The 21,044-nt window shown below is 72.1% G+C and carries 22 protein-coding genes and 1 pseudogene; 16 read left to right on the top strand and 7 right to left on the bottom strand.

The window, feature by feature from the left end; genetic code table 11:
- Positions 1–110 precede the first annotated feature (110 nt).
- Complete coding sequence (locus AVW11_RS17170) at positions 111–998, top strand: LysR family transcriptional regulator (RefSeq protein WP_030838540.1); 888 nt, start codon at positions 111–113, stop codon at positions 996–998.
- Between the two features lie 137 nt (positions 999–1,135).
- Here the strand turns inward: AVW11_RS17170 and AVW11_RS17165 are convergent, their stop codons facing one another.
- Together AVW11_RS17165 and AVW11_RS17160 are read right to left on the bottom strand one after the other, a co-directional pair.
- The gene (locus tag AVW11_RS17165) at positions 1,136–2,047 is read right to left on the bottom strand and encodes a PaaX family transcriptional regulator C-terminal domain-containing protein (RefSeq protein WP_076044554.1); all 912 of its coding nucleotides are present in this window, start codon (positions 2,045–2,047) and stop codon (positions 1,136–1,138) included.
- A complete protein-coding gene (locus AVW11_RS17160) occupies positions 2,044–2,664 on the bottom strand; it encodes a GNAT family N-acetyltransferase (RefSeq protein WP_076044552.1) in 621 nt (206 codons plus the stop codon). Before AVW11_RS17160 ends, AVW11_RS17165 begins: the two co-directional genes overlap by 4 nt.
- A gap of 96 nt (positions 2,665–2,760) precedes the next feature.
- Between AVW11_RS17160 and AVW11_RS17155 the strand changes: the two genes are divergently transcribed.
- From AVW11_RS17155 to AVW11_RS17145, 3 genes are all read left to right on the top strand, one after another.
- Entirely contained in the window at positions 2,761–3,822 is a 1,062-nt protein-coding gene (locus AVW11_RS17155) for an alpha/beta hydrolase family protein (RefSeq protein WP_107423288.1), read from the top strand.
- Entirely contained in the window at positions 3,819–5,063 is a 1,245-nt protein-coding gene (locus AVW11_RS17150; protein WP_076044548.1) for a DUF418 domain-containing protein, read from the top strand. Before AVW11_RS17155 ends, AVW11_RS17150 begins: the two co-directional genes overlap by 4 nt.
- Before the next feature lie 86 nt (positions 5,064–5,149).
- Complete coding sequence (locus AVW11_RS17145; RefSeq protein ID WP_076044592.1) at positions 5,150–5,704, top strand: GNAT family N-acetyltransferase; 555 nt, start codon at positions 5,150–5,152, stop codon at positions 5,702–5,704.
- Positions 5,705–5,833: 129 nt separating this feature from the next.
- Here AVW11_RS17145 and AVW11_RS37720 read toward each other — a convergent pair whose 3' ends face one another.
- The 3 genes from AVW11_RS37720 to AVW11_RS17135 form a co-directional block, all read right to left on the bottom strand.
- Entirely contained in the window at positions 5,834–6,004 is a 171-nt protein-coding gene (locus AVW11_RS37720; RefSeq protein ID WP_167389231.1) for a hypothetical protein, read from the bottom strand.
- A 247-nt stretch (positions 6,005–6,251) separates the two neighbouring features.
- Positions 6,252–6,833, bottom strand: coding sequence for a TerD family protein (locus AVW11_RS17140; protein WP_030838548.1), 582 nt, complete (start codon positions 6,831–6,833; stop codon positions 6,252–6,254).
- A gap of 147 nt (positions 6,834–6,980) precedes the next feature.
- Positions 6,981–7,556, bottom strand: a complete 576-nt coding sequence (locus tag AVW11_RS17135; RefSeq protein ID WP_060177811.1) for a TerD family protein — start codon at positions 7,554–7,556, stop codon at positions 6,981–6,983.
- Between the two features lie 221 nt (positions 7,557–7,777).
- Here AVW11_RS17135 and AVW11_RS17130 point away from each other — a divergent pair, with 221 nt between their 5' ends.
- The 3 genes from AVW11_RS17130 (at position 7,778) to AVW11_RS17120 (ending at position 10,153) form a co-directional block, all read left to right on the top strand.
- Positions 7,778–8,179, top strand: a complete 402-nt coding sequence (locus AVW11_RS17130; RefSeq protein WP_030838551.1) for a BlaI/MecI/CopY family transcriptional regulator — start codon at positions 7,778–7,780, stop codon at positions 8,177–8,179.
- A 5-nt stretch (positions 8,180–8,184) separates the two neighbouring features.
- Entirely contained in the window at positions 8,185–9,117 is a 933-nt protein-coding gene (locus AVW11_RS17125; protein WP_030838553.1) for a M56 family metallopeptidase, read from the top strand.
- Between the two features lie 127 nt (positions 9,118–9,244).
- Complete coding sequence (locus tag AVW11_RS17120) at positions 9,245–10,153, top strand: universal stress protein (RefSeq protein ID WP_076044546.1); 909 nt, start codon at positions 9,245–9,247, stop codon at positions 10,151–10,153.
- Positions 10,154–10,219: 66 nt separating this feature from the next.
- Here the strand turns inward: AVW11_RS17120 and AVW11_RS17115 are convergent, their stop codons facing one another.
- The gene (locus AVW11_RS17115) at positions 10,220–11,227 is read right to left on the bottom strand and encodes a sporulation protein (RefSeq protein ID WP_076044544.1); all 1,008 of its coding nucleotides are present in this window, start codon (positions 11,225–11,227) and stop codon (positions 10,220–10,222) included.
- A gap of 99 nt (positions 11,228–11,326) precedes the next feature.
- A complete protein-coding gene (locus AVW11_RS17110; protein WP_030838562.1) occupies positions 11,327–11,545 on the bottom strand; it encodes a hypothetical protein in 219 nt (72 codons plus the stop codon).
- Positions 11,546–11,922: 377 nt separating this feature from the next.
- On the opposite strand from AVW11_RS17110, the gene AVW11_RS17105 reads away from it, so the two are divergent.
- The 9 genes and pseudogenes from AVW11_RS17105 (at position 11,923) to AVW11_RS17065 (ending at position 20,950) form a co-directional block, all read left to right on the top strand.
- Positions 11,923–13,266 (top strand): hemolysin family protein, encoded by a 1,344-nt coding sequence (locus AVW11_RS17105; protein WP_076044542.1) that lies wholly within the window; start codon positions 11,923–11,925, stop codon positions 13,264–13,266.
- Entirely contained in the window at positions 13,263–14,285 is a 1,023-nt protein-coding gene (locus tag AVW11_RS17100; protein WP_030838570.1) for a hemolysin family protein, read from the top strand. Before AVW11_RS17105 ends, AVW11_RS17100 begins: the two co-directional genes overlap by 4 nt.
- Before the next feature lie 124 nt (positions 14,286–14,409).
- Positions 14,410–15,530: pseudogene (locus AVW11_RS39285) on the top strand (TIGR02677 family protein).
- 151 nt (positions 15,531–15,681) lie between these two features.
- Positions 15,682–16,182 carry a hypothetical protein gene (locus AVW11_RS37420; protein ID WP_030838588.1) on the top strand — a complete coding sequence of 167 codons (501 nt, stop codon included), beginning with the start codon at positions 15,682–15,684 and terminating at the stop codon, positions 16,180–16,182.
- 104 nt (positions 16,183–16,286) lie between these two features.
- Positions 16,287–17,120, top strand: coding sequence for a dimethylargininase (ddaH, locus tag AVW11_RS17085; RefSeq protein WP_076044540.1), 834 nt, complete (start codon positions 16,287–16,289; stop codon positions 17,118–17,120).
- 465 nt (positions 17,121–17,585) lie between these two features.
- The gene (locus AVW11_RS17080) at positions 17,586–18,119 is read left to right on the top strand and encodes a toxin-antitoxin system HicB family antitoxin (protein ID WP_030838594.1); all 534 of its coding nucleotides are present in this window, start codon (positions 17,586–17,588) and stop codon (positions 18,117–18,119) included.
- Between the two features lie 129 nt (positions 18,120–18,248).
- Positions 18,249–19,097 (top strand): DUF4097 family beta strand repeat-containing protein, encoded by an 849-nt coding sequence (locus AVW11_RS17075; protein ID WP_076044538.1) that lies wholly within the window; start codon positions 18,249–18,251, stop codon positions 19,095–19,097.
- A 45-nt stretch (positions 19,098–19,142) separates the two neighbouring features.
- The gene (locus AVW11_RS17070; RefSeq protein ID WP_030838600.1) at positions 19,143–20,156 is read left to right on the top strand and encodes a daunorubicin resistance protein DrrA family ABC transporter ATP-binding protein; all 1,014 of its coding nucleotides are present in this window, start codon (positions 19,143–19,145) and stop codon (positions 20,154–20,156) included.
- Positions 20,153–20,950 carry an ABC transporter permease gene (locus tag AVW11_RS17065; protein ID WP_030838603.1) on the top strand — a complete coding sequence of 266 codons (798 nt, stop codon included), beginning with the start codon at positions 20,153–20,155 and terminating at the stop codon, positions 20,948–20,950. The genes AVW11_RS17070 and AVW11_RS17065 overlap by 4 nt, the downstream gene beginning before the upstream one ends.
- Positions 20,951–21,044: the final 94 nt, after the last annotated feature.

The following is a 21,044-nucleotide window of genomic DNA, read 5'->3' as shown; positions in this document are numbered from 1 at the left end:
TTTCTCAGGGAGACATTGCTTCCTCAGTCAAGGCCCAGGACGGCGCCGCCGTCCAAGACCCGTGCGGCAACCCGGTCATTCCGAAACGGCATGATGCGTACGCTGGAAGGGTGAACGATCTCGGACAGGACCTGGAACTGCGGCTGGTGCGCTACTTCACCGTCGTGGCGGCGCACCGGCACTTCGGCCGCGCCGCCGCCGAGCTGCACGTGGCCCAGCCGGCGCTGAGCCGCCAGATCCAACGGCTGGAGAAGTACCTCGGTACCCGACTGCTGGACCGCACACCTCGGGGCACGCGGCTCACCCCCGCCGGCCGGACGTTCCTCCCCAGGGCCCATGCCCTGCTGCAGGCCGCCCGCCAGGCCGAGTTGGCCGTGCGTGAACAAGCCGAGACCGAACGCATCGCCATCGGCTACGTCGAAGACCTGGTGATCACTGCCGCCGTACGGGAACTGCGCCGCCGCCACCCCGAAGCCGAGGTCACCACACGGCACCTGAGCTGCCGCGACGTCGGGGCACTCGCCGACAGGCGCGTCGACGCCCTGATCGCACGGGCCCCGCTGCCGCTCGCCGCCGCCGAGGTGTCCACCACCCCGCTGTACGAGGAGCCCCGGATGCTCGTGGTCCCGCGCGGCCATCCCCTGGCCGACCGCGCGTCGGTGACCGCGCACGAACTGGCCGGCGAGGAGGCGGCGCCGTGCGCGTCAAAGACCGCGGACTGGACTTCCTACCGGATCCTCGGGGCGGGCGTGCCGCCGATCGAGAGCTACGAGGACAAGCTCGAACTCGTCGCGAGCGGGCGGGCGATCGCCGTGCTGCCGGTCGGCGATCGGCGTAGCTCACTGCGGCCCCACCTCGTCACGGTCCCGATCGAGGGCGCTCCCCCCAGCCAGGTCGTCCTGGTCAGTCGCAAGGGCGACCCGAATCCGATGATCGGGAATCTCCGACTGGCGGCCCAGGCCGTCCTGACCGGGACCAGCCGACCCGCCGGGCCCTGAACTGCACCAAGCGGTGCCCCTTTTCCGCACCGTGTCCGTCGCGAGGAGCAGCCCGGTCCTGGACTCCCCGGCGCGGTGGCGGCCCTTGTGAGCGTCAGTTTCCCCCGCCCGTCGAGGACTTCAGGCAGGGGGCGGGTCTACGTGGGCGGGTCCGGCCGGGGCGGGGTGAGGGCGTGGCCGTAGAGGCTGAACAGCCGCAGCCGGCCTCGGGCTTCGTCCTCCCCCGGGGCGAGGGCGTCCCAGCAGCGTGCTGTCAGGGCGCGAGCGCGGGCGCCGGGCCAGGGCTGCGGGAGCAGCTCGGGCGGCAGCAGCGGGTCGGGTCGCATGGCGGTGGTGAAGGCCGCCGCCAGTTCGATCGCGTACATGAGCCGTTCGGTCCCGGTGGGCCGGTCCGGTGCGGACAGTCCGGCCAGACGGGCCTCGGCGAGCGCCGCGAGGGTCTCGTGGCCCTCGGCGATCGCCCGGAGGGGCCAGAGCAGGGCGGCCAGCCGGACGGGTTCGGTTTCCTCACCCACCCGTAGGTCCTGGCTGGTGAGGCGGGTGAGGGAGGGCAGGACGCCGAGGTGGCGGGCATGGGCCTCGACGATGTCGCCGATGGCGTTGGCGCTGACGTAGAGGCCGCCCTGGAGGGGGGCCGCGCCGAGGTGGAGGAGGGCGTCGCGCAGGGCGTCGCGGGACTGGCGGGCGGTTTCGGGGATGGCGAAGGCGAACAGGTGCCACGTTCCGTCCCAGGGGGCGAGCCCCTGGTCCTGCCGGTAGGCGTGGCGTACGTACTCCACGTCCGGCGCGATGGAGCCGGTGGGGTCAGCCGTCGCGTGCAGCCGGGCCTTGCGACCCCGCCCCTCCTGGGTGAACCGGCCCTCGCCGACGAGCCGCTTCACGCACAGTCTGACCTGCTGGTCGGTCATGCCCAGGGCTTCGGCGACGGCGTACAGCTCGCCGGCGTCGACGGTGCCGTCCTCGCGGACGAGGGCGAACACCAGGGTCCGGGTCCCGATCTCCGGTGCGGCGGGTTCCGCTGCGGAAGTTCTCGGAGGCCTGCTGGTCATGGTTGCTGCTCCTTGCCGGTGCCTGGGATGGCGCGATGCATGGTAGTCACCGCGCCGAAGCCCATGAGCCGCGTGAGGTACGGGGTCTGCTCGGTCCGTACGGCGGTGAAGCCGTGTCGCTCGTACAGCGCGCGGGCCCGGGGGTTGACGTCGATCACGTCCAGGCGGACCCGGGAGCAGCCGTGTTCGGCCGCGATGGCCGCGATCTCCCTCAGCAGGACGCTGCCGATGCCGGTGCCCCGGTGGGTGGGGTCGACGGCGATGCCGTCCATGACCAGTTCGCCCGGCTCCGGGGTGCGTTCGAGCAGGGCCAGCGCGGCGAGCCGGGGCAGGCCGCGGAAGAGTCCGTAGCTGGAGAGCACGTCGCGTACGCCACCCCCGGTCAGGCCGCGCCCGCCGAGCTGGTAGCCGGCCACGCCCACGACCCGGTCGCCGCCGGGCGTCAGGGCGACGGCGGCGCGGTCGTGGTGGAGGTGGCGGGCGATGAAGGCGCGGCCGTGTTCGGGCGGGCCCAGGGCGGCGCCGAGCTTTCGGCCGAAGGCCTCCCAGTACAGCTCGGCGACCTGCTCCTCGGCCCCCCGTGGCACGCCGCGCCGGATGGCGACTGCTGAGTGCATGATTCCTCCTCGCGTTCAGTGTACGAACATAGTACGGTCGAAACGAAAACGAGCGTTGAGAAATCGATAGTTTTGACTGGGGGTCGGATGGAACGCATGCGTGCGACACGCACGAAACGCCGTCGCCGGGTGGTGCGGGCCGTGCTCGCGACGCTGGCCGCACTGGCGGTCGCGGCGGCGGGCCTGGGCGGGCTGGTGGTCTGGCAGAACACCTACGACCTGCGCGAGGAGGCCGTGACGGTACGCCGGGACGGTCGGGCCCTGGACGGCGTACTGGCCTTGCCCAAGCAGGGGAAGGGGCCCTTCCCGCTGGTGGTCTTCGTCCACGGCGACGGGCCCGTCGACGCCACTCACGACACCTTCTACCGGCCCATCTGGGAGTCCTTCGCCCGCGCCGGCTACGCCTCACTGTCCTGGAACAAGCCGGGCGTGGGAGGCGCGCCCGGAGACTGGCTCGACCAGTCCATGGACGACCGGGCCCTCGAAGCCGTCGACGCCCTCGCCTGGGCCCGGCAGCGGCCGGACATCGACGGCAGCAGGATCGGACTGTGGGGCGCCAGCCAGGCCGGCTGGGTCCTGCCCAAGATCGCCGCCAAGGACCCCGGAATCCGCTTCGTCATCGCCGTCTCGCCCGCCGTCAACTGGCACCAGCAGGGCCGCTACAACCTCCTCGCCGAGCTGCGCCGCGACGGCGCCTCCGACACCGAGGTCGCCGCCGCCCTGCGCCGCCGCGACACGGGCCTGGAACTGCTGGGGAGGGGCGCGTCCTACGAGGAGTACGTACGCGCCGTCGGCGATCCGCAGGGCATGACGGCCGCCCGCTGGCGGTTCGTCTCGAAGAACCACACCGCCGACGCGAGCGCCGACCTTCCGGCGCTGCGCGGCATGCCCGTCCTGCTGGTGCTCGCCGGACACGACGTGAACGTGGACACCGCCGACACCGAGGCCGCCTACCGGCGGCTGCTGCCAGGGCCCGCGCTGCGCGTCGGCCACTACCCGGACGCCGCGCACGGCCTCGTCAAGCACGACGTGGAGAACTCCTCACTCCGCCTCACCCTGACCGCGCTGTGCGCGCCGAGGGCCCTGTTCGCCGACGGCTTCCTGGAAGACCAGCAGCGGTTCCTGGCCTCCGTCGACACCGAAGGAGCGAAACGATGACCACCCGACCCGCGGCAGGACCCAAAACAGGACCCACGGCAGGACCGTCGGCCGGGACGGCCGCACCGCGGCGCCTCTCCCACGTCGACGCCCTGCGCGGCTTCGCCCTCTGGGGCATCCTCCTGGTCAACATCACCTTCATGGCCTCCGCCTACCGCGGCACCGGCGTGGACGACCCGGCCTTCGGCTCCGCGCTCGACACCGCCGTCCGCTTCGTCACCGAGGTCTTCTTCGAGGCCAAGTTCTACCTGCTGTTCTCCTTCCTCTTCGGCTACAGCTTCACCCTCCAGCTGGCCTCCGCGGACCGCGCCGGCGCCGCCTTCCTGCCCCGCTTCCTGCGGCGCTGCGCGGGCCTGTTCGTCCTCGGGCTCTGCCACGCCGTCCTGCTCTTCCCCGGCGACATCCTCACCACCTACGCCGTGCTCGGCCTCGTCCTGCTCGCCGTGCACCGGATCCGGCCGCGCACGGCTGTGCGAGCCGCCGTCGTCCTGTTCGCCGTCACCGCCGTCGGCTACCTGCTGCTGGCCTGGACGCTCGCCGCCACCGGAGGCGGTGGCATCGACGCCGCCGCCGTCACCGAACAGGGCCGCCAGGCCACCGAGGCGCTGCGCGGCGACGCCGCATCAGTGATCGGAGCCCATCTGAGGCAGTTGCCCGACGTGGTGTTCATGCTGGCCTTCTTCCAGGCCCCGGCGGCCTTTGCCGCGTTCCTGCTGGGCCTGGCGGCCGGCAAACGCGGGGTGCTGACCGACCTCGCCCGCCACACGCCGTTCCTGCGCCGCCTGCAGTGGGCCGGCTTCACGGTCGGCATCGCCGGCGGCCTGGTCTGGGCGCACGCGAGCCACGGGTACTCCGGTACGGCCTACCAACTGGTCGCGGTGGCCGTGGACGTGGTGACCGCGCCGCTGCTGGCCGCCGCCTACGCGGCCACGGTGCTGCGGACGCTGGCCGGACCCCGGGGCCGGCGGCTGGCGGCGGCGCTCGCCCCGGCGGGCCGGATGACCCTGACCAACTACCTCACCCAGTCGCTGGTGCTGGCCTTCGTGTTCACCGGTTTCGGCGCCGCCCTGGTGGGGCGGGTCTCCCCGGCCCTCGTCACCCTGACCGCCCTGGCCCTGTTCGCCGTACAACTGGTCTTCAGCCGCTGGTGGCTGGCCCGCCATCCCTACGGTCCCGTGGAGTGGGCGCTGCGGGCGGTCACCCTGGCCCAGCGCCCGCGCTGGTACCGGGAGGCGCCATGACGGCGCGCCAGTGGCCGGCCCGCAACCACGGGCGGCCGCGGCCGCGACCATGGCCCCACCCAGGACAGGTGACATCCTCGATGCTCATGACCATGCACCCCACGGCGGTCCTCGTCCGCCGCCCCGGCCACCTGACCGGCGAAGACGAGGGGTTGGCCGCCCTGTTGGCCGCCTATCACCTGCAGACCGAGGCGGAGAAGGGCCTACCGGCAAAGGACGCGGCGCAGTTGCCCGCCCGCTATCGGGCGGAGATCCAGGACCCGCAGACCGCGTTCGCCGGCGCCACGGTGTGCCTGGCGCTCGACGGCGGTGTCGCCATGGGCTGTGTGGTGGTGACCGCACCGGCCGGCGGGCGGGCGGAGATCAAGCGGCTGTGGACCGATCCGGCCCACCGCGGACGCGGCATGGCCTCCGCGCTCGTCCACGAGGCGCTCTCCCACTGCGCCGCCAACGGCGTCACCACCGTCCGGCTCTCCGTATGGCACTGGCGGACCGCCGCGATCGCCCTGTACGAGCGGCTCGGCTTCCGTGTGACCGACTCGTGGGACGCCCGCGAGGGCCTGATCTGCATGGAACGCAGCGGGCAGCCGGGCCCCGGCACGCCGACGCACCGGGTGCGCCGTTCACCCGACAGGCCGTGAGGACGCGACCGGGGCCGCAGCCCGGCCAAGCACTGCCGCGTGGAGCCGGTACCCGCGCCGAGGAGCTCAACGAGGGCCGCACTGCGCGGCGTTGGCAGGGGTGTCGCGCCGGGAGGGAGATGCCGGCGGCTAACGGCAGTCGGTGTCCAGGCCCAGCATGAGGATGCCGGCCAGCAGCATCACCACGCCCAGGGCGAGAACGGGGAGCCCGGGACCCGGGAGGAGGTAGAGGGCGGCTCCGGCCATGGTGGTGATCGTGCCGATGGCGGCCAGGGCGATGGCGGCCCAGATGCGCGACATGCTCCCCTCGCTGTGGGTGATGCGGCGTGACGGATATGGAGGACGGTATACCGCTTTGGCGGCCCGCCGGTAGGGCGCCCGCCCGTCGGAGGGCGGCTCCGGCGCGCACGCCGACCGCGCGAGTTCGGGCAGCCTCTTCGCCCCGGCGGTCAGGACGGCGATGACGCGGACGGTCGCTGTCGCACCGTTTCACCGATGCCGGACATCGCGTCGCCTTCCCGGTGCAGCCGCGCTCCACCGGGGGCCGTCACAGGTGGGAGGCGATGGCGGGCAACAGGTCCTGGAACGTACGGCCGTTGGCCGGCTCGCCGATCGCGGACATGTTCCATCCCTGACCGGACCGGTGGACTTTGGCCATCACCTGGGCGGTGTAGGTGCCGCCGCCGGAAAGGGTGTAGCGGGCCAGCTCCTGGCCGTTGGTCTCGTCGACGAGGCGGCAGAAGGCGTTCTGCACGTCGGTGAACGTCTGGCCGGTGAAGGAGTTGACCGTGAAGACGATCTGGTCGACGTGCACGGGCACCCGCGAGAGGTCCACGAGGATCGACTCGTCGTCCCCGCCCTGTCCCGCGCCGCCCACGCGGTTGTCCCCGGTGTGGCGGACCGACCCGTCCTTGCTGACCAACTGCTGGAAGAACACCACGTCCACCGGATCCTTGCCCGCGAACAGTACGGCCGAGGCGTCCAGGTCGATCTCCCGCGCGGTCATCCGGGCGAGAAAGCCCTTGCGCGGGGCGGATTGCCAGCCAAGGCCCATGCGGACCACGCTCAGCGTGCCCCCGCCCGCCTTCTGCAGGCTGATCTGCTGGCCCTTGTCCAGATTGATTCCCACCGTGTCCTCCTGAGATCGGTTCTACAGCACTGTAGAACACAACGGCCGTGTACGGCGTGCCCGTTCCCCGAAACAGGGGGTGGCTGCATCGCAGGCAGGGGCGGACGGCCGGGCCCGGAGGCCCGCCCCCGCCTGCGCGCGGTTGTTTCAGACGCCGACGCCGAAGTCGGCGGCGATTCCGGCCAGGCCGGAGGCGTAGCCCTGGCCGACGGCGCGGAACTTCCACTCCGCGCCGCTGCGGTAGAGCTCGCCGAAGACCATCGCGGTCTCGGTCGAGGCGTCCTCGGAGAGGTCGTAGCGGGCGATCTCCGTCCCGCCGGCCTGGTTGACGACGCGGATGAACGCGCCCCTCACCTGGCCGAAGCTCTGGCCGCGGGACTCGGCGTCGTGGATGGAGACAGGGAAGACGATCTTCTCGACGTCGGCGGGCACGGCGGCGAGGTCGACCTTGACGACCTCGTCGTCGCCCTCGCCCTCGCCGGTGAGGTTGTCGCCGGTGTGCTCGACGGAGCCGTCGGGGCTCTTGAGGTTGTTGTAGAAAACGAAGTGCTGGTCGGAGGGGACCTTCCCGGACGCGTTCACCAGCAGGGCGCTGGCGTCGAGGTCGAAGTCGACCCCGGTCGTCGTCCGCACGTCCCAGCCCAGGCCCACCAGTACGGCCGTCAGGCCCGGCGCCTCCTTGCTCAGCGAGACGTTGCCGCCCTTGGACAGGCTCACACCCATGTCGTGACTCCTTTTCGGTATCCCCGCGGCCCCGGCTGTCACGCCGCACCGTCGGATCAAGGTGAATCTACAACACTGTAGAAATATACTGGCGGGTGCCGGTCGGCGTGGCGGCTGCGCGGAGTCGGTCCGCCCGCGACCACCGAACGGCAGGCCGGTGGATCAGTACGATGAACCGCCACGCCATGTCGGGTGAGGCCATAGGGCGGGAGGTTGACGGCATGACGAGGAAAGACACGAGCGGCGGCGACCCGTCTCCCCGCCGGGGGCAGGGCGAGCTGGAGGGCCAGGTGCTCACCGCGCTGTGCCAGGCGCCGGGGCCGGTCACGGCGGGCTGGGTCCAAGAACGCCTCGGAAGCGGCCTTGCGTACACGACGGTGATGACCATCCTGACCCGGCTGCAGGCCAAGGGCGCCGTGGCGCGGGAGCGGGTGGGCCGGTCGTTCGAGTGGGTGGCGGTCGCCGACGAGGCCGGGCTGGCGGCGTTGCGGATGCGGAAGGTCCTGGACGCCGAGAGTGACCGGCAGGCCGTCCTGGCCAGCTTCGTGACCGCTCTCACGCCCGGGGACGAGCAGCTGCTGCGGGAACTGCTGGGCAAGGCGTCCGAGGCTGGGGAAGGCTGAGGGGCATGGGGGTTTTCGTGTTCCTGCCGCTGGTGCTGCCGTTAACGGCGTGGCCGGTCGCGCGGCTGGCCGGGCACCATCTGCACCCGCGTACCGCGACGTGGCTGCTGACCTGCGCCGCGGCGGTGCTGGCGGTGTGCAGCACGCTGTGCCTGGCGCTGCTCATGGTGGTGGGGACCGCGCAGCTGCCCGGCAACCCGCTGCCGGACGGCTGGTCCGATCCCGAGGTCCGCGAAGCGGTCCCGTACGACGAGGTCGCCGGCAGGGCCGCCATCCCCGCCCTCCTCGCCGTGATCGCCTCGTGCGCGTCGGCTGCGTGGCGCCACCGGCGGGTGCGCCGACGCAGCCGGCGTGCTCTGACCGGTCTGCCCGCGACCCCGGTGGCCGTGCTGCCCGACGAGGCTCCCTACGCCTACGCGCTGCCCGGCTCGCGCGGTGACCGGATCGTGGTCAGCACGGGAATGCTGGCCGCGCTCACCTCCCGCGAGCGCCGGGCGCTGTTCGCCCACGAGCGGGCCCACCTGGCGGGAGGCCATCACCGGTTCCTGTTGGCCGTGCAGCTCGCCGCCCGCGCGAACCCGTTTCTGCGGCCCCTGAGGTCGGTGGTGGTCTACACCGCCGAGCGGTGGGCCGACGAGGAGGCGGCGGCCGAGGTCGGCAGCCGCCGTACGGTGGCGGTGGCGATCGGGAAGGCGGCGTTGATCGGCCGGGGCGCCCCGCTGGGCACGCTGGCCTCGTTCGCGGCGGTGGGGCCGGTCCCGAGCCGGGTCGCCGCGCTGCTGGAGCCCGCCCCCGCATCCGGTCGCTGGCCGTCGGTGTTCACCGCGGTGGGCATGGCCACCTGGGGTGCGGCGGCCGGCACCACGGTGTCCGCGCTGTCCTCGGCGAATTCCGCCGTCACGCTGTTCTTCATCCTCCACGCCGCCACGCCCCTGTGACCTGGCCGGACAAGCTGCCTGACGGGGGCTGCCGCCGGTGGCGAGGGGGTGGGGTGCGCGAGAGGCTGGGAAGACGCACGGCGTGCCCGGCCGCGGCCGTGGGCCGGGGGTGAGGAGAGGCGGGGCGATGTCCGGTCCGGTCGTGGTCGGGGTGGACGGCTCGCCCTCCGCCCTGGCCGCCGTGGACGCGGCCGCCCGGGAGGCCCTGCTCAGAGGCGCCGAGCTGCACGTGGTGCACGCCTTCCTCTGGCCCGCCCTGCACGTCCCGCCCGGTGCCTCGGCCCTCGGTCCGCCCGGCGGGGGCGTACGGGAGTCCGTCGAGCACCTGCTCCGCGAGGCCGTCGACCGCGCCCGGTCCGCGGCTCCGGGAGTGCGGGCCACGAGCGCGGTGATGCCGGGGGAGGCGGTGGCGGCCCTGGAGGCCGAGTCACGGACCGCGCAGCTCATGGTGGTGGGCCGGAGCGGCTCGGGGGGTGTCAGGGAGGTTCTCCTCGGTTCGGCGGCCGTCCACCTGGCCGCGCACGGCCACTGCCCGGTGATGGTCGTGCGCGGCCGGACCGACCCCGAGGGGCCTGTGCTGGTGGCGGTGGACGGTTCCCCCCGGGAGCGGGGCGCGATCGCGTTCGCGTTCGCCGAGGCATCGATCCGGGGCGGTGAACTGGTGGCCTTGCACACCTGGAGCGCGTGGGGCGATCACGGCGCGCACCGACCGGGCCGTCCCGGGGAACTCGTGGACACGATCGGTGACGCGGACCGGCAGCGCGCCGCGGAGGAGAGGCTGTTGGCCGAGGCGCTGGCCGGGCACCGTGAGCGGTACCCGGAGGTGGCCGTACGCCCCCGGGTCGTTCGGGGCCGGACCCGGCCGACGCTGATCGAGGCGAGCGGGCACGCCCAGCTGATCGTGGTGGGCGCGCGCGGACGCGGCGGATTCGCCGGACTGCTGCTGGGCTCGGTCAGCCAGGCCGTTTTGCACCATGCCGACTGCCCTGTCGCCGTGGTGCGCTCGGGCCTGTGGGACGACGGCGCGGACCTCTGAGGGGAGCCGGCCCGGACCGGTCATCTCCGCGCCACGGCAGAAGCCGCCGGGTGGGTGTCGCAGCCGCTACGCCTCCTCGTCGCCGCCCTCGTCCTCGTCGCCCTCGAAGAAGTCGCCGATCTCGTCGACGGCCTCGGCCGCCACCATCCCGCCGACCACCCCGACCGCGAGACCGGCCGCACCGGCAGCGGCCACGCTGCCCATTCCCGGTTCGGACCGGTGGCCGCCGTGCTGCCCGTGGCCGTCCCCGTGGGCGTGGGCGTCGTCGCCGTAGGGGCTGTGGGCGGTGTGGGCCGCGCGGGCGGTGTGGGCGTCGAGGAGCTGGCTGATCCAGGACTCGACCACGGCGTTCCAGTCCCGGTGAGCCGCGCCGTCGTGGCTGACCACGTGGCGGCCCAGTGCGTCGCGGCCGGAGAACAGGCCGCCGCGCCTGTCCGCCTCCAGGACGACCTCCAGCCCGCCCGGGTTCGCCAGGAAGGTCACCTCGATCTCGCTGATCCGGTGGGCGTACTGCGGGGCGGGGGTGAGCTCGATCTCCTGGTGGAAGGGCAGCTGTTGGCCCGTCCCGCCGATGCGCCCGGATTCGAGGTCGGCGGACCTGAAGCCGAAGCCGAGCTGCCCGAACGCCTCCAGGATCGCCTCCTGCACCGGCAGCGGACCCACGGAGAGGGGGTCGAGGTCGCCCTTGTCCCTGGCGCCGGCGATGCCGAACTCGGTGCGCACCCCCAGCACGATGCCCAGAGGCTCCCCGTGCAGCTGGGTGACGGGCGTCTCCCACGGCAGGGTGACGGCGAACGGCACGGAGCGGTTCTCGGCCGCGGCGAGGCGGAAGCCGCCGCCGATGTGGAACCGCTCGAAAGCGACCGTACCCTCGCGCTCGCCATCCTCGGTCTCGGCCTCGACGCGGGCGACGAGTTCCAGCGTGATGTGCTCGATGTCGAAGCCGGCCGAGCCGCCGGTGAGGCGGACCTCGCCGGTCAGGCTGCCGCCGGGAACCGCGGTGGTCACGTCGAGGACCGTGTCCACGGCGGGGCCGCCGACACCCATCGAGCCGAGCAGGCGCTTGAACACCATCGTGGCGTTCTCCTTCACATGTCTTGCGTGGTGGTCTCTTGAGGAGCCCGAAGGCGCCGCGGAACCCGGGATCCGGCCCGCGGCGCCTCGCGCACACTGCTACTTCGCCGCATCCAGGGCGGCGAGGGCCTTCGCCCAGCCGACGAACTTGAGGTCGGCGAGGTCGCCGACGGTCTTGACGCCGAACGCCTCCCTGAGCAGCTCGCCCTGCCGGTCGGAGACCCCCTTGAGCGCGGACACGGGTGCGGCCAGCACCTCGGGCAGGCTCTTGTCCGCCCACGCCTTGTCCAGCACCTTGTCGAGATCGATCGAAGCCATGACTGTCTCCCCTCCTGTACGCGCGCCGGCCGGCGCGCACCACCGCCAGGGCAGCACGGAGCAAGCCACCCCCGCCCTGGCGCTATCTACAAGCATGTAGAAGCATAGGAGCAGTGCGGCCGCTGTCGAGGCCACAGGATGCGATGCGGCGGGAATGTCCGAAAAGGCAACCCTTCGCGCCGTGTGAAACACCACTGGCCAGGGGCTTTACTGCTCCTTTACAGTCGTCGTACGGATACTTGAACCGCCCTGTGCGCCGTCCGCGCCAGTAAGCCCGAGTGAAGAAGGAGCAGCAGACCCGCAATGGGTGAACCTCCCAGTCCCGACCGTGCCACGCCCCGCCCGAGAACCACTGAGCCGGGAGCGGGGGTGGCACGGTGACCGAAGTCCTCCTGCTCCTGCTGGCGCTCGCGCTGACGCTGGCGTGCGCCGTGTTCGTCGCCGCCGAGTTCTCGCTCACCACCGTCGAGCGCAGTGAGCTCGAGCGTGCCGCCGCGGCCGGCGAGCGAGGCGCCGAAGGCGCCCTCAAGGCCGCCAAGCGCCTGACCTTCCAGCTTTCCGGGGCCCAGCTGGGTATCACCGTGACCTCGCTGGTGATCGGCATGCTCGCCGAGCCGTCCGTCTCCGCGCTGCTGCGCGGCCCCCTGGAAGCGATCGGCCTGCCCGCCGGGGCGGTGTCCACGACCGCGACCCTGCTGGGTGTCGCGATCTCGACCGTGGTGCTGATGGTCGTCGGTGAGCTGGTGCCGAAGAACTGGGCGATCTCCCGCCCCCTGGCCGTCGCGAAGGTGGTGGCCGGCCCGCAGCGCGCCTTCACGGCCGCGTTCGGCCCGCTGATCCGACACCTGAACGGCACCGCGAACCGCCTGGTACGCCGGTTCGGTCTGGAGCCCGCGGAAGAGCTGGCCTCCGCCCGTACGCCCGAGGAGCTGGTGGCACTGGCCCGGCACTCCGCCCGCCAGGGTGCGATCGAGGCCGACTCGGCCGAGCTGTTCGTGAGGACCCTGCACCTGGCCGAGCTGACCGCGGAGAACGTCATGACCCCGCGCGTCGACGTCCAGGCCCTGGAGGCGCACGCCACCGCGGCGGACGCCGAGAACCTGACCCTGGCCACCGGCCTGTCCCGATTCCCCGTCTACAAGGACAGCCTCGACGAGGTCATCGGCACCCTCCACATCCGCGACGTCCTCGCCCTGGAGGATGAGAAGCGGGCCATGACGCCCGTGACCGACCTGATGACCGAGCCCTTGCTCACACCCCACTCGCTGCCCGTGGACACGCTGCTGGGCAGGCTCCGCAAGGCCCGGACCATGGCCGTGGTCATCGACGAGTACGGCGGCACCGCGGGTGTGGCCACCGTCGAGGACATCGTGGAAGAGGTCATCGGCGAGGTCCGCGACGAGCACGACCCGATCGAGGTCCCCGACCTGCTCGCAGCCCCCGACCGGGACGGCCGCACGTCGTGGCAGGCCGACGGAAGCGTCCGCCTCGACCAGCTGGAGGCCATCGGCTTCACACCCCCGGAGGGGCCGTACGAGACGCTCGCCGGTCTGATCGCCACCCGACTCGAGCGGATCCCCCTGGTCGGCGACACCCTGCACGTGGACGGCTGGAACCTCACTGTCCTCGACGTCGGACACCACCGCGCCGACCGGGTGTCGATCACCGTCCCGACCACCGCCACCGCCACCGCCGCCGTCTCCGAGGAGGAGGCCCGATGACCGCGATCCAGCTCATGATCGGCGCCTTCACCCTGATCACCAACGCCTTCTTCGTCGGCGCCGAGTTCGCCCTGATCTCCGTACGCCGCTCCCAGATCGAACCTGCCGCCATCAAGGGCAACCGGCGGGCGAAGACCACGCTGTGGGGCCTGGAACACCTCTCGGCGATGATGGCCACCGCCCAGCTCGGCATTACCGTCTCCTCCCTCGTCCTGGGCGCGGTCGCCGAACCGGCCATCGCCCACCTGCTGGAGCCCCCCTTCCAATCGATCGGTGTGCCCCAGGGCCTGATCCACCCGATCGCCTTCGTCATCGCACTCACCCTGGCCACCTACCTCCACATGCTCATCGGCGAGATGGTGCCCAAGAACATCGCACTCGCCGCCCCGGCGCCGACCGCACTGCTCCTGGGCCCGCCGCTGGTCGCCCTCACCCGCGCCCTGCGGCCGTTCGTCTTCGGCATCAACGCCTTCGCCAACACCCTGCTGCGGCTGCTGAGGGTCGAACCGAAGGACGAAGTCGGCTCCGTCTTCACCGACGACGAACTCGCCCGACTGGTGAAGGACTCCAGCGCCGCCGGCCTCCTCGGCCCCGAGGACGGCGCACGCCTCCAGGACGCCCTCGAACTCGGCACCCGCCCCGTCGGCGACGTGATGGTGCCCCTGGACCGCATCGTCACCGTCGCCCACGACATCACCCCCCAGGGCCTGGAACGGGCGGCGGCCGAACACCGCTTCTCCCGACTCCCCGTCACCCACGAGGCCGGGGAGATCCTCGGCTACCTGCACATCAAGGACGCCATCGGCGCAGCGGACCGCACCGCTCCCTTCCCGCGAGCGGCGCTGCACCCGATCGTCAAGGTCGCCATCGACACCCCGCTCGACGACACCATGACGGCCATGCGGTCCGCCGGCACCCATCTCGCGGCGGTCACCGGCACCAAGGGCACCGTCATCGGCTTCGTCACCATGGAAGACCTGCTCGACGAACTCGTCGGCGCCGCGGCCGACGGGTCCTGACCGGCACGGAGCGGCCGGCCCGGACGGCGTCCCCGTCCGACGTCCGGCCGGTCCGGCGGGGCGCCTCGACCGGGGGCCGCCCGCTGTCCCCAGCGCCGGCGGGGCTCCAGGAGGATGGCGGGCAATGGACACGACTTCTCCGCGGGCGGAGGGCCCGCCCGACGGGTACGGGCCCTTCGCGCATCTCACCGCCCCGAACGTGCTGCTCTACCGGTCGGTGATGCGGGCCTTCCTCGTCGCCAAGGAGCGGTTCGCCGTGCATCTGCGGCCCGAGGACGTGTACGCGGGCCCGGCCTCCGCCGCCCGGCCGGCCGAGCTCGACGCCGTGGTCAAGGCGCTCGACAGCCTGGTGGTGTGGGGGAACCTGCGGGCCGACCCGGACACGGGGCGGGTCACCGCCGTCGAGGACTTCTACCGGAAGCGGTTCATCTACCAGCTCACGCGGGAGGGCGAGGCTGCGGAAGAGGCCCTGTCCGCGTATGACGAGGCGCTCGGCCGGCGCGGCGCGCTGCAGGCCGTCGCGCTGCACGACATCGTGACGCAGTTGCGGGCTCTGCTCGTGCTCGCGGCCGAGGAGGAGCCCGACGCGGCCAAAGCCCATCTGGCGCTGGACGGGCTGGCCAGTCGCTTCGGCGCGCTCGCCGACAATGCGCGGGCCTTCATGGATCCCTCCAGCGGACCATCGACCTCCACGACGTGGGGGAGGAGGTGTTCCTCGCCTACAAGGACCAGCTCATCCAGTACCTGGAGCGCTTCATCCAGGACCTGATCACCCTCGGTGGCCGCATCGCCCGGCTGATCCTGGAGCTGGAGGAGGGCGGGAGCATCGAGCAGCTGCTGCGGGCGGCCGCCGCCCGTGAGGCCGCGTACGAGCGGTGGGCCGGCCGGTGGACGGGATTGGCCGCCCGGTTCCTCAGCCGGGACGGCCGCGAGTCGCAGGCCCGACTGCTGCGCGGCCGGGCGCTGGGTGCGATCCCGCAACTGCTGGCCGTCGTACGGGCGCTGAACGAGCGGCGGGCCGGACGCTCGGACCGCTCCGCCGACTTCCGTACGCTGGCCCGCTGCTTCCCGTCATCTCCACCGACGGCGCTTCCAAGCTCTCCCGCACGGTCACCGACAACGTGGCCCAGGGGGTCGAGCTGCTGGGCTCCGCCACCGGGATCGACCTCGGCGCCATGCTCCGCGGCCTGGCGGCCGACCAGGCCGGGAAGGCGCGGGGCGGGGGAGCGGGCCCGGCCTCCGTGAACGGTTCGATCCCCGTCACGGACTGACGGACCGACAGGCCGACAGGCCGACAGGCCGGCCTTCGGGGAGGTCCGGCGTCCGACTTGTTGATCTTGCGGTGCCGGGGTCGCTGACAATGGTGTCCCCAGCACCGCAGAGCAAGGAACGGTCGATGCAGTCGTACTCCCACCCGCCCACCGAGGACCCGCTGTTCGGGACGGTCACCGTCGAACTCGACCACGAGGCGGGGACCCTCGTCGTGACCGGCGACGGCGTGCCGCGGGTCGTGATGGAGCGGACCGCCGGGGCGGAGGTGCACAGCCATGTGCCCATCGGCACCAGGGACCCCGCGAGCCTGGTGATGCGGGTGGCGGGCGAGGAGGTGGAGTTGCGGCCCTCCAAGGGGTTCCTGACCCGGGCGTCCTACCGCGTCGACGTCGGCGAGCACCGGTTCGTTCCCGTCTCGCTCGACGGCAGCCGGCTTTCGCGCGCCGGTGTGCGGCTCGGGGTGTTCGTGTCGACCGGGGACGGGCGGGTGACCGCCGAGTGGGAGGACGGGAAGCCGGAGGCGTACGACGCGGCCGTCGGGTACGCGCTCGCCGCGGCGTTCGGGACCGGTGCCGAGCCGGCGTGGAAACTCACCGTGGACGCCGTACTCGAGGCCATGCCCTGAAACCGGAAATTGGCCACCTGTTCACCCGCTCCTATTGAGTGTGGCGGCGGCGCGGATATCGTGGCACGAGGTATCCGTGAACCGACTCCGCATCGAGGGAAACCATGAGCCAATCAGGGCGAACGGCAAGGCCGCGGCATTATCTGATGTGCCGTCCGCACTATTTCGACGTACGGTATTCGATCAATCCGTGGATGGATCCCACGAAGCCCACGGTGACGGAAACCAGCCTTTCCCAGTGGAAGCGGCTGCACGACCTGTTCGTCGAGCTCGGGCACCGGATAGACCTCGTCGAGCCGGTGCCCGACCTGCCGGACATGGTGTTCGCGGCCAACGGGGCCACCGTGCTGGACGGGCGCGTCCTGGTCGCCCGCTTCCGGCACGCATACCGGGCCGGCGAGTCCCCGGCGTACCTGGACTGGTTCGCCCGGCAGGGGTGGGGCGAGGTCCGGCAGGCGGAGTACGTCAACGAGGGCGAGGGTGACTTCCTGCTCGCCGGCGACACCCTCCTGGCGGGCAGCGGCTTCCGCAGCGACCCGCGCGCGCAGCAGGAGGCGCAGGAGTTCTTCGGGCGGCAGGTCCTCGGGCTGACCCTGGTCGACCCGCGGTTCTACCACCTCGACACCGCGCTCGCGGTCCTCGACGGCGACGAGGTCATGTACTACCCGGCGGCGTTCTCCCAGGAGAGCCGCGAGGTGCTCGCCGAGCGGTTCCCCGACGCGGTCCTGGCCGAGGAGGCCGACGCGGTGGCGTTCGGGCTGAACGCCGTGTCCGACGGCCTGCACGTGGTGCTGCCCGAGCAGGCGCGGGGGCTGGCCGCCCAGCTCGCCGAACGCGGGTTCGAGCCGATCGGCGTCGACCTGTCCGAACTGCTCAAGGCCGGCGGCAGTGCCAAGTGCTGCACGCTGGAACTGCGTCCGGCGCCTGCCGCCGGCTGACCCGTCGGGCCGTATCCCTCCCCGGGTCCACGCTTTCCGTGCCGGGCCGGGCGATTCGGTCCGCCCCGGTATTCGGTCGGCGACGCAATTCGCCGCACCCCCGCGGGGCCGTCCTGTCGACAGGACGGCCCCGCGGTCGCATATCGGGGCGCCGTGAATTCTTATGCGTTCCGCCGGATAATTGGGGAATGGCGGGCACCCCCTCTCGAATTCTCCGCCGTCCGCCGTCCGCCGTCCGCCGTCCGCCGTCCGCCGTCCGCCGTCCGCCGTGCGGCACGCGGCGGAGCCTCGGTGTCGCGGCTTCCCGCGTCTGGTGGCGTGGTGGCACCAGGCGAGGGTGGTGGCGCCGGGTGGCTCAGCCTGGCTCACTCGTGGCACACGCTCTGACCTGCGGTTTCGTAAATGGTGGCACCAGTGGCGCCAAAATGGCTCGCCATGGCGCCATCTGTGTGTCATGCTGGGGACATGGACCTCAGCCCCTACGTCGCAAATCTTCGGAACGAGCTCGCGGTGGCCGCCGAAGCGGGCGGCGAAGAAGCCCGCGCTCTCGCCGAGCGCCTCACCGCCCCGCTAGAGTCGGCAGCCAGGCTCACCCTCCTGACCGCCCTGTCGGACGCCATGGGCGAGGTCACCCGGGAGCTCGCTCCCGGCTCGGTCGACGTACGGCTGCGCGGGCTCGAGCCCGAGTTCGTCGTGACCGCCCCGCCGAGGGAAGAGCCCTTCGAGGCCGGCGACTTCGACGAAGCCCCCGCCGCCCTGCCCGCCGTACCGCTCGCGCCGGAAGGGGAGGACAGCAGCACCGCACGCATCAACCTCCGGCTCCCCGGCCACGTCAAGACGAGGGCCGAGCAGGCCGCGGCGCGTGAGGGGCTCTCCCTCAACGCCTGGCTCGTCAGGGCGGTTTCGGGCGCCCTCGACACCGGCGGCGGCCGGCCGGCCGAGACCCAGGCGCCCCGGCGCGGCAGCGGCAGGCGGAGCTTCACCGGCTGGGTGAGCTAGTACAGCGGACCGGCGCCGCAGGGGGCGGCGCCGGGACACGACACCGGCGTACGGGAGCCGACCACTCCCGCGCCGTCTTCACGTCCCCGGAGCGGGGGCGGCCACCAGACCCACGAGGACGGGACAGCCATGCCTTCTTACGAGACCAAGGGACCCATCACCGCGACCATCCACGTCGAGGTCGGAGTCGCCCGGATCAGCGCCGGCGACCGCACCGACACGGTCGTCGAGATCCACCCGCGCACCGCCGGGGACAAGGACGACCAGCGCGCCGCCGAGGAGACGAAGGTCGACTTCGCCGACGGGACCCTGACCATCCGCACCCCGAAGGCGCGCGGCCTGTTCAGCGCCCGCGGCTCGGTCACCGTCGACGTGGCCCTGCCCCAGGGCTCGCGTCTCGTCGGCACGCTGGAGATGGGCGACATCACCTGCAAGGGGACGCTGGGCGAGTGCGAGGTCCGCACCAGCGCCGGCTACATCCGCCTCGACCAGACCGGCGCGGCGAGGCTCAAGACCCAGCACGGCGACATCCAGCTCGACACGGCGGCGGGCGACGTGGACGTCACCACCGGCTCGGGCGAGGTCAGGATCCGCACCGTCGGCGGCGACGCCGACATCAAGAACTCCAACGGCAACACGTGGCTGGACGACGTGGCGGGCGATCTGCGACTGAAGGTCGCCAATGGAAACATCACCGTCGGCCGGGCGCAAGGGTCCGTGTCGTCAAAGAGCTCGAACGGCAACGTACGCATCGAGGAAGTGGCGCGGGGCACCGTCGAGCTCCAGACTAAAGCCGGCAACCTCGAAGTCGGGATCCGCCAGGGCACCGCGGCCTGGCTCGACATCAACTCCCAGTCCGGGACGGTCTACAGCACCCTCGGCTCCGCCGAAGGCCCCACCGAGGGCGCGGAGACCGTCAAGGTGCACGCGAGGACCAGCCTCGGCGACATCACCATCCAGCGTGCGCACGGCGCCTGACGTCAGAGCTCTGCCTCGCAACAGCTACGAAATGGAGGGGGCACGATGAGTGCCGCGACCGAACAGAAGGCCCCGCCCCAGGGGATCAGCGCAGTCGGCCTGCGCAAGTCGTACGGCGAGAAGCTCGTACTCGACGGGATTGACCTGCACGTGCAGGCGGGCACGATCTTCGCGCTCCTCGGTCCGAACGGCGCGGGGAAGACCACCACCGTCCAGATCCTCTCGACGCTCATCTCCGCCGACGGCGGCGAGGCGACCGTCGTGGGGCACTCGCTGCAGCGGAGCGCGGACGCCATTCGTGCCAAGATCGGTGTCACCGGCCAGTTCGCGGCGGTCGACGGGCTGCTGACCGCCGAGGAGAACATGCTCCTCATGGCGGACCTGCACCACCTCGACCGCGCGGAGGGCAAGCGCCGCACCGCCGAATTACTCCGGCAGTTCGAACTCACCGAGGTCGCCGGCAAGATGGCCTCGACCTTCTCCGGAGGCATGCGCCGCAAGCTGGACCTGGCGATGACCCTCGTCGGCAACCCCAGCCTGATCTTCCTCGACGAGCCGACCACCGGCCTCGACCCCCGCAGCCGCCGCACCATGTGGCACCTGATCCAGCAGCTCACCGCCCAGGGCGTGACCATCTTCCTCACCACGCAGTACCTCGAGGAGGCGGACCAGCTCGCCGACCGGATCGCCGTCCTCGACAAGGGCAAGATCGTCGCCGAGGGCACCGCGGACGAGCTCAAGCGCCGCATCCCCGGCGGCCACATCCGCCTGCAGTTCTCCGACGTGCTCAGCCTGGACGCCGCCGCCCACCGGCTCGCCCTCGGCCCCGGCGCCCGCGACGAGGAGAAGCTCACCCTGCACATCCCGAGCGACGGCAGCATCCCCGCGCTGCGCTCCGTACTCGACCTGCTGGAGAGCGCGGGAGTCCAGGCGGACGCGCTGACCGTCCACACGCCCGACCTGGACGACGTCTTCCTCGCCCTCACCGGTGACGGGTCGCGCCACCACGCGACCACCGTTCCCACCCCGGCCACCACGGCGCAGGAGGCCCGCCGATGAGCACGACGTACGCCATGCGCGACTCGATGACGATGCTGCGCCGCAACCTCAAGCACGCCCAGCGCTACCCCTCGATGACGATCTCGATCGTCGCGATGCCGATCCTGATGCTCCTGCTGTTCGTGTACGTCTTCGGCGGCGCGCTCGGCGCCGGCATCGAACTGCCGGGCGGCGGCACGGGCGACCGCGGCGACTACACCAACTTCGTCGCCCCCGGCATCCTCCTGATGGCCGCCACCGCCGGCGCCGTCTCGACCGCCGTCTCCGTCTGCACGGACATGACCGAAGGCATCATCAACCGCTTCCGGACCATGTCGATCTCGAAGTCCTCCGTGCTGACCGGGCACGTCGTCGGCAACGTCATCCAGACCATGATCAGCCTGGTCCTGGTCATCGGCGTCGCGCTCCTGGTGGGCTTCCGCCCCAACGCCACCTTCGTCGAGTGGCTCGCCGCCCTCGGCATCCTCGCCCTCCTCGCCTTCGGCCTCAGCTGGCTGTCCGCGGCCATCGGCCTGGGCTCCAGCAGCGTCGAGGCGGCCAGCAACGCCCCCATGCCGCTGACCTTCCTGCCCTTCCTCGGCAGCGCGATCGTCCCGCCGGAGTCCATGCCGGTCGGCCTGCGCTGGTTCGCCGAGTACCAGCCCTTCACCCCGATGACCGACACCCTCCGCGGCCTGCTCATGGGCACCGAGATCGGCAACAGCGCCTGGCTGGCGCTGGGCTGGGGCGTCGTCCTGAGCCTCCTCGGCTTCCTGTGGGCCCGCTCGGCCTTCAAGCGCGAGGCGAAGATCTAGGGATCGCCCGCACGCACCGCACCATGAAGGGGGCCGCCCGGCCGAAAGCCGGGCGGCCCCCTTCAGCGTGCGTGGGGGCGGTGGGCCGTCCCGT

Source organism: Streptomyces amritsarensis (assembly GCF_001953875.1).
GTDB lineage: Bacteria > Actinomycetota > Actinomycetes > Streptomycetales > Streptomycetaceae > Streptomyces > Streptomyces amritsarensis.
This window is presented reverse-complemented; position numbering and strand designations above follow the sequence as displayed.